6 protein-coding genes are annotated in these 5,266 nt (G+C 70.9%); 4 read left to right on the forward strand and 2 right to left on the reverse strand.

The window, feature by feature from the left end:
• Positions 1–194: 194 nt before the first annotated feature.
• Positions 195–1,070, reverse strand: coding sequence for an alpha/beta fold hydrolase (locus D0D37_RS45695; RefSeq protein WP_116206798.1), 876 nt, complete (start codon positions 1,068–1,070; stop codon positions 195–197).
• 109 nt (positions 1,071–1,179) lie between these two features.
• Here D0D37_RS45695 and D0D37_RS45700 point away from each other — a divergent pair, with 109 nt between their 5' ends.
• Positions 1,180–2,022 carry a crotonase/enoyl-CoA hydratase family protein gene (locus tag D0D37_RS45700; RefSeq protein ID WP_116206799.1) on the forward strand — a complete coding sequence of 281 codons (843 nt, stop codon included), beginning with the start codon at positions 1,180–1,182 and terminating at the stop codon, positions 2,020–2,022.
• 34 nt (positions 2,023–2,056) lie between these two features.
• A complete protein-coding gene (locus D0D37_RS45705) occupies positions 2,057–3,763 on the forward strand; it encodes an AMP-binding protein (protein ID WP_116206800.1) in 1,707 nt (568 codons plus the stop codon).
• Between the two features lie 21 nt (positions 3,764–3,784).
• Here the strand turns inward: D0D37_RS45705 and D0D37_RS48380 are convergent, their stop codons facing one another.
• On the reverse strand, positions 3,785–4,015 hold the full coding sequence (locus tag D0D37_RS48380; RefSeq protein WP_116206801.1) for a hypothetical protein: 231 nt from the start codon (positions 4,013–4,015) through the stop codon (positions 3,785–3,787).
• A 28-nt stretch (positions 4,016–4,043) separates the two neighbouring features.
• Here D0D37_RS48380 and D0D37_RS48385 point away from each other — a divergent pair, with 28 nt between their 5' ends.
• Together D0D37_RS48385 and D0D37_RS45720 are read left to right on the forward strand one after the other, a co-directional pair.
• The gene (locus D0D37_RS48385; protein WP_167493660.1) at positions 4,044–4,223 is read left to right on the forward strand and encodes a hypothetical protein; all 180 of its coding nucleotides are present in this window, start codon (positions 4,044–4,046) and stop codon (positions 4,221–4,223) included.
• A gap of 350 nt (positions 4,224–4,573) precedes the next feature.
• The gene (locus tag D0D37_RS45720; RefSeq protein WP_116206803.1) at positions 4,574–4,807 is read left to right on the forward strand and encodes a hypothetical protein; all 234 of its coding nucleotides are present in this window, start codon (positions 4,574–4,576) and stop codon (positions 4,805–4,807) included.
• Positions 4,808–5,266 lie beyond the last annotated feature (459 nt).

Consider the following 5,266-nt stretch of genomic DNA (forward strand, 5'->3'; position numbering starts at 1 on the left):
TCCATCAACAGCATCTTCGCTCGCTTCCGCGCCATGGGCACACCACAACGCCGATCAGGCGACAGACCCGGCAACCCACCCCACCAGGGTGTGTCACATGCCGAGAGACACAAACTGTGTCACAACAACTGCGACTCAACACGGACTCAGAGTCCCTCAGGGTTCCCCTCACGGACTTCGGAACGGGGGCAGGGTCAGGCGGGGTAGCGGCGGAAGGCGAAGTCCCGGATCGCCGCGCTGAGCCGTTTCGGGTCGAATCGCAGCTCGACCGGGCTGCGGGCCTGCACGAACTCCGCGTTCGGCAGGTCCTCGGCGAGGCTGCCCGCGTCGCCGAACGGGTGGATCGGGTCGCCTTCGTGCCCGATCACCAGCGTCGGCGTGGTGATCGTGCCCCGGATCGACTTGGGCGGCGCGATCCGGCCGAACAGCACGCCGTGCAGCAGCGCGGCCATCGGCGCGGGCTCCTGGCTCAGCGTGTCCGTGATGACGTCCACCCACTGGTTCCCGTGCGGCACCAGATGCGCGGCCACCGCCACCCCGCGCACCGTCGCGGGCAAGAACCGCGCGGCGAACAGCAGCGGCGCGAACGTCAGCAGCCCGGCGATGATCGCGTTGTCCAGCACCGGCATTTCGACGACGAGCCCACGAACTCGCGACGGGGCGGCGACAGCCACCTCCAGCGCCACGTTCGCGCCCAGCGAAGTGCCGCCGACCACCGCGTCCTCGATCTCCAGATGGTCGAGCAGCGCGACGGCCTGCTCGCCGAACGCGGGCATCGAATAGCGCCACGACTGCGTCGGCCGATCGGAATCGCCGTGGCCGAGCAGGTCGAGCGTGACCACGCGGAACCCGGCGCGGGCGAGCCGCCGGGCCAGCGGCGCGTGCATCCGCCGGGTGAACATGATGCCGTGCATCAGCACCACGACGCGGTCGCCGCCGCCGTATTCGGTGTAGCACAGGCGCTGGCCGTCATGGCGGAACGAGCCGGACAGCTCGATCGGCCGGGCCTTGCGGGCCGCCGCGGGTTCCGCCGGCGGGGCGTCGGCGACGGGCACGGGTGCCGGTTCCATACGGGCGCCTCCCTCTCCACCTCGGGTCTCCAGGAAAGCATCCCGCAGCCGCGTTGGCACAGTGTCAACCGGATGAGCTGGGGTCGGCCCGATGAGTCAAGATGACCGCATGACCGAACCAGTAGCCGCCCTTCCCGAACTCGCCTCCCTGCGCGTCGACCTCGACGGCCCGGTCGCCGAGGTGACCCTGCTCGGCCCGGGCAAGGGCAACGCGATGGGCCCCGACTTCTGGCGCGAGCTTCCCCTGGTGTTCGCCGCCCTCGACGCCGACCCGCGCGTGCGCGCCGTCGTCCTCGCCGGAAGCGGCAAGCACTTCTCCTACGGCCTCGACCTGCCCGCGATGATGGGCAGCTGGGCGCCGCTGCTGGCCGGCGACGCGCTGGCCGGGCCGCGCACCGAGTTCCACCGCGAGGTCCAGCGGCTGCAGCAGGCGGTCAGCTCGATCGCCGAATGCCGCAAGCCGGTGGTCGCCGCCGTGTCCGGCTGGTGCATCGGCGGCGGCGTGGACGTCGTCACCGCCGCCGACATCCGCCTGGCCAGCGAGGACGCCAAGTTCAGCGTCCGCGAGGTGAAGGTCGCGATCGTCGCCGACATCGGCAGCCTGCAGCGGCTCGCGCCGATCATCGGCGAGGGGCACGTCCGCGAACTGGCCCTGACCGGCAAGGACATCGACGCCGCGCGGGCGGAGAAGATCGGCCTGGTCAACGACGTGTACCCGGACCAGGAGACGCTGCTGGCCAAGGCCCGCGAGTTGGCCGCCGAGATCGCCGCGAATCCGCCGCTGGTCGTTCAGGGCGCCAAGCAAGTGCTCTCGGCGAATACCGAACGCCAGGTCGCCGAAGGCCTGCGCTACGTCGCCGCGTGGAACTCCGCGTTCCTGCCGAGCAAGGACCTCCAGGAGGCCGTGCAGGCCTTCATGGAGCGACGAGCGCCGGAGTTCAAGGGCGAGTAGAACAGGCACGGAAAGCGAGCACGAGGAGTACGACGTGAGCAACGGCGCTGAGGTCACCGGCTACCAGGCATTCCGCGCGGCGCGGGACTATCTGCAGGCCCACCGCGAGGACTACGAAACTGCCTATCGCGAGTTCGCGTGGCCGCAGCTGGACGAGTTCAACTGGGCGACGGACTGGTTCGACGCCATCGCGGCGGACCCGGCGAACGCGCAGCGGTACGCGCTGTGGATCGTGGAAGAGGACGGCACCGAGAACCGCTGGACGTTCCCGGAGATGTCCGCGCGGTCCAACCAGGTCGCGAACTGGCTGCGCGGCCTCGGCGTCTCGCGTGGCGACCGGGTGATCGTCATGCTCGGCAACCAGGGCGAGCTGTGGGAAACCATCCTCGCGGCGATCAAGCTCGGCGCCGTCGTGATCCCGGCGTCGACGCTGCTCGGCCCGGCCGACCTGGTGGACCGAGTCGAGCGCGGCAACGCGAAGCACGTGATCGTGCGCGACGTCGACGCGGAGAAGTTCGCGAACGTCGCGGGCGACTACACGCGGATCGCGGTCGGCGAACCGGTTTCCGGTTGGCACGCCTTCGAAACCGCGTACGCGTCGGCGGGCGAATTCACCTCGGACGGGGTCACCCGCGCCGAGGACCCGCTGCTGCTGTACTTCACCTCGGGCACCACCGCGAAGCCGAAACTCGTGCAGCACACGCACGTTTCCTACCCGGTCGGCCATCTGTCCACAATGTACTGGATCGGGCTCGAACCCGGCGACGTCCACCTCAACATCTCGTCGCCGGGCTGGGCCAAGCACGCGTGGAGCAACTTCTTCGCGCCGTGGAACGCCGAAGCAACTGTGTTCCTGTACAACTACGCGCGGTTCGACGCGGTCGCGCTCATGGCGCAGATGGACCGCTGCGGCATCACCAGCTTCTTCGCGCCGCCGACGGTGTGGCGGATGCTGATCCAGGCCGACCTCAGCGCGCTGCGGACGCCGCCCAAGAAGGTCGTCGGCGCCGGGGAGCCGCTCAACCCCGAGGTGATCGAGCAGGTCGAGAAGGCGTGGGGCGTCACCATCCGGGACGGTTTCGGGCAGACCGAAACCAGCGTCCAGGTCGCGAACACCCCGGGACAGGACGTCGTGGCCGGGTCGATGGGCCGCCCGCTGCCCGGGTTCGCGGTCGCGCTGGTCGACCCGGTCACCGGCGAGCGCGCGACCGAGGGCGAGATCTGCCTCGACCTCGCGCACCGGCCGGTCGGCCTGATGGCGGGCTACGCGGACGACGACGAGCGCACGTCGGCCGCCTTCGCAAACGGCTACTACCACACCGGCGACGTCGGCTCGGTCGACGAACGCGGCTACATCACCTACGTCGGCCGCACCGACGACGTCTTCAAGGCGTCGGATTACCGGATCTCGCCGTTCGAGCTGGAGAGCGTCCTGCTGGAGCACGAAGCGGTCGCCGAGGCGGCCGTCGTGCCCGCGCCGGACCCGATCCGGCTGGCGGTGCCGAAGGCGTACGTCGTGCTCACCTCCGGGCACGAGCCGGACGCCGAGACCGCGCGGGCAATCCTCGCGTACGCGCGGGAGCACCTCGCGCCGTACAAGCGGATCCGACGGCTGGAGTTCGGGGATCTGCCGAAGACCATCTCGGGCAAGATCCGCCGGGTCGAACTGCGCGGCCGGGAAGGCGGCGAGCGGCCCGAGGGCGAGTTCCGCGAGGACGACTTCCCGGATCTCAAGTCCTGAGCCGCGGCGGTGGCACTGGCCCTATTCGGCCGGTACCACCGCCGCCAGCACGGTCTGCTCGCCCTTGCTGCACGTCGTGCCGCCCTGCGCGGCGGGCGGGCCGGAAACGCACAGCCAGCCGTCGACGGTCGCGTTGACCGGATTGTTCGACCCCGCCGCCTGGCGGCCGTTGATCGCCTGGTGGAACTTCTTGACCAGCGACATCGCGTCCGCGCACGGGATGGCTTTGTTGTCGTAGACGTACAACGTCATCCCGCTCGCCGCGGTGACGGTGCCGCACGTGCCCGGATTGACCGGCGGAGCCGGTTTCGACGGCTTCGGCGCGGCCGCGGTGCTGCTGGGCGCGGCAGGCGGGCTGCTCGTGCCCGCGGTCTGCGGCAGCGGCGGGGGAGCGTGCGTGCTCGGCGCGGCCGAGGCGATCGCGGAGGGCGCCGACGGGGCGGCGGCCGGCGGCGCTTGATCCCCCGAACAGGCGGTGAGCGCGGGCAAAACCACCACAGCCGCGCACAGCGGCCCGTACACGGTTTTCGACGGGAGCACCGCGATCCTTTCGCCGGGGTCGCGCCCATTCTGGCCCCTCGCGCCTCGCTGAGCGGCACCGACACACCGGAACGGGCTCGCTCCAGTCTACTGTGGACGGTTGGTTTCCGGTTCCGGACCGGGAAATCCGCATCGCCGGGGCGCATCGTTCGGAGGAATTCGGGCCGCGGCGGTTAACGCTCGGCGGTCCGGCGCCGACGTACAGGGCAGGCGCCCCGCGCGTTCCAGGTCCCCGAAGCCCCACGCTAGAGAGCACGAGTCACCGAGAGCATGAGCACCGAAACCGCCCCCGCAGCCGAGACCGACGCCCCGACCGTCCCGCCGACCGAACCCTGCAGCGTGGTGTGGTGCGGCGGCCGCCCCTACGTCCTCGAAGCCGGAGCTGTGCGCCCGCGCTGGGTGGGCACCGACGGCCGCGGCCGTCCGGAAACGCTGAGCACCGCGCAATTGCAGCGCCGCGGATGGAGCCACCGCCGCGCCGCCAGCCGCCGCCGCTCCCGCTGAGACTTCCGCCGGGCAGCGTCCGGGGAGGGGTCCCGGACGCGACCCGGCGGATCCGCCGGATTTTCCCGGCGCCCGCACCGATTCGCCCGCCGCACCGGCTTTCCCGCGAATCCGGCGGAATCGTTCCAGTGCCGAGTGCCGAGCCGGACGGATCCGGTCGCGCCGGTTCGCCGAACACCCCCTCGCAGCACAGCGAGCGCCCCGAGAGGTTTTCTCGGCAGCGGGCGCGGCGGCGAAGGTGTCCCTGGCCGGTGGGGCGTGGTCTGGCCGGTGCGAGCGTCCGTGAGGGCCACCTTGAGGGACTCGGATTCCCAATGCCAGGGACTCAAGGCGGCGCTGCGAGTTGCGGTCTGAGGGGTGTCTGTCCTGGTCGCGGGGGCTGGCGAGGCAGGTGCGGGATCCGGCTGTCCGTGAGGGGAACCCTGAGGGACTCTGATTCCCTCAGGGTTCCCCTCACGT

The organism is Amycolatopsis circi (assembly GCF_003385235.1).
Lineage (GTDB): Bacteria > Actinomycetota > Actinomycetes > Mycobacteriales > Pseudonocardiaceae > Amycolatopsis > Amycolatopsis circi.

Coding starts and splice junctions, on each gene's coding strand:
- D0D37_RS48380 (WP_116206801.1), bottom strand. CDS start 4,015: ATGACGTTGTACGTCTACGACAACAAAGCCATCCCGTGCGCGGACGCG.
- D0D37_RS45695 (WP_116206798.1), bottom strand. CDS start 1,070: ATGGAACCGGCACCCGTGCCCGTCGCCGACGCCCCGCCGGCGGAACCC.
- D0D37_RS45700 (WP_116206799.1), top strand. CDS start 1,180: ATGACCGAACCAGTAGCCGCCCTTCCCGAACTCGCCTCCCTGCGCGTC.
- D0D37_RS45720 (WP_116206803.1), top strand. CDS start 4,574: ATGAGCACCGAAACCGCCCCCGCAGCCGAGACCGACGCCCCGACCGTC.